Origin of the sequence: Mesorhizobium sp. M2A.F.Ca.ET.037.01.1.1, from assembly GCF_003998075.1 — a bacterium.
GTDB lineage: Bacteria > Pseudomonadota > Alphaproteobacteria > Rhizobiales > Rhizobiaceae > Mesorhizobium.
This window is the reverse complement of the sequence record NZ_RZSA01001092.1, coordinates 1-2,047: the sequence shown is the minus strand read 5'-3', so window position 1 is coordinate 2,047 and position 2,047 is coordinate 1. Positions and strand designations below refer to the sequence as shown.

Below are 2,047 nucleotides of genomic sequence, written 5' to 3'. Positions count from 1 at the left end.
CGCCCAACAAGGAGCAGCTGCTGGAACTGATCGAGAAGCCGCAGAACAATGTCGTGGTCAACGGCCTGGCGCTGAAGGTGGACGAGCGGCCTGATTTCTTCGCCGAATTGCTGCCCGGCCTCGGCAATATCCGCTACCGGACGGCAAGGCCGCACTGGCTGATCATCGACGAGGCGCATCACTTGATGCCCAAGCGGCGCGGGGATACGCGTTCGGTGCTTTCGATCGAGCTGCCCGGCACGGTGCTGATCACCGTCCACCCCGAAGCAATCTCCACCGACGCGCTCGGCCTGGTGACGGCGGTGATCGCGCTTGGCCCCCAGGCGAAGGGCGTGATCAAGACCTTCTGCAAGGAAACGGGACTCCCGGCGCCGAAGGACATTCCATCGCCGAAGGGCGACCGCGTGCTGTTCTGGCGCCCGCATGACGGCAAGGCGCCGTTCTCGGTCAAGGCGATCGAGCCCGCCCAGTCGCTGAAGCGCCACAGCCGCAAATATGCCGAGGGCGAGCTCGACGAAGAGGGCAGCTTCTATTTCACCGGACCGAAGAAGGCGATGAACCTCAGAGCCCATAACCTCATCATCTTCGCGCAGATGGCGGAAGGCATCGACGACAAGACATGGGAACACCATTTGCGCGCCGGCGATTATTCCAAATGGTTCCGCCAGCAGATCAGGGACAAGGACCTCGCCCGAGAGACGGCGGAGGCGGAGAAGAACAAGGCGTTGTCGGCCGAGGAAAGCCGCAAGCTGGTGATCGACGCCGTGCGGCGCAGGTATACGGCGCCTGCGACAGCTCCGGAAAAGTAGGATTGGTCGTCGAACCTGAGAGGTGAGCTCAGCTCGCCTCGCGCATCGCTTCGGCCGCTTGCAGGTCGACCGAGACCAGCTGGCTGACGCCCTGCTCGGCCATGGTGACGCCGAAGAGGCGATCCATGCGCGCCATGGTGATCGGGTTGTGGGTGATGATGACGAAGCGGGTTTCCGTCGTCTTCGCCATCTCTTCCATCAAATTGCAGAAGCGCTCGACATTGTGGTCGTCGAGCGGCGCGTCGACCTCGTCGAGCACGCAGATCGGCGCGGGGTTGGTGAGGAAGACGGCGAAGATCAGCGACATCGCCGTCAGCGCCTGCTCGCCGCCGGAAAGCAGCGTCATGGTCTGCGGCTTCTTGCCGGGCGGGCGAGCGAGGATTTCAAGGCCAGCTTCCAGGGGATCTTCCGACTCGATCAGCTGCAGCTCGGCCGTGCCACCGCCGAACAGATGCGAAAACAGCCGCTGGAAATGGCCGTTGACCACCTCGAAGGCGGACAGCAGCCGCTCGCGGCCCTCGCGGTTGAGGCTCTGGATCGCCTGGCGCAGTTTCCTGATCGCCTCGATGATGTCCTCGCGCTCGGAAACGATGGTCTCCAGCCGCTCCGATAGCTCCCGCTGCTCTTCCTCGGCGCGCAAATTGACCGCGCCAAGCCGCTCGCGCTCGATCTTCAGGCGGTCGAGCTGTCGCTCGATCTCGGCCATGTCGGGCATCGGATCGTCGGCTTTGAGCCCGGTATGCTGGAAGACCAGATGCGGCGGCGTGTTCAGCGCTTCCTGGATGCGCGCCTCGACCTCGGCGCGGCGTTCGTCCGCCGCGGTGAGCCGCTCCTCGGCGCGCACGCGGGTCTCGCGCGCCTCGGCGAGCGACTGGATCGCCGCGGTGGCCGCCTTGTCGAGCTCGGCCTGCTTGTTCTCCGCCTCCTGCAGGCGGTCGCTCGCCGTCTGGCGCAACGCCTCCGCCTCTGAAAGCTGCGTCAGCAAAGCGCGGCGCTTGGCATCGATCTCGTCCGGCGCATCGGCCAACCGCTCGCGTTCGGCCTCGGCCTCGGCCTTGCGCTCGCCAAGCGCGGCAATCTGCGTCGAGGCGTTCTCGGCGCGCTCCACCCAGTTCCTGCGCTCCGCGCCGATGGCGTCGAGCCGGCGCATGCGCACCTCGGCCTCGCGGCGCAGCCCCTCATGCACGGCCCGCGCGTCGGCAAGCGTAGCGCGGTCGCGCGAGACATCGGCCGAAGCC

At 66.1% G+C, this 2,047-nt stretch carries 1 protein-coding gene and 1 pseudogene; one reads left to right on the top strand and one right to left on the bottom strand.

Going from position 1 to position 2,047, the window contains the following annotated elements; translation table 11 throughout:
• Positions 1–809, top strand: a pseudogene (locus EOA27_RS33745) (phosphoglycolate phosphatase); the annotation flags it as partial.
• 28 nt (positions 810–837) lie between these two features.
• Here EOA27_RS33745 and EOA27_RS33740 read toward each other — a convergent pair.
• Positions 838–2,047, bottom strand: a 1,210-nt coding sequence (locus tag EOA27_RS33740) for an AAA family ATPase (RefSeq protein ID WP_145970731.1), incomplete at its 5' end; no start/stop codon positions are given.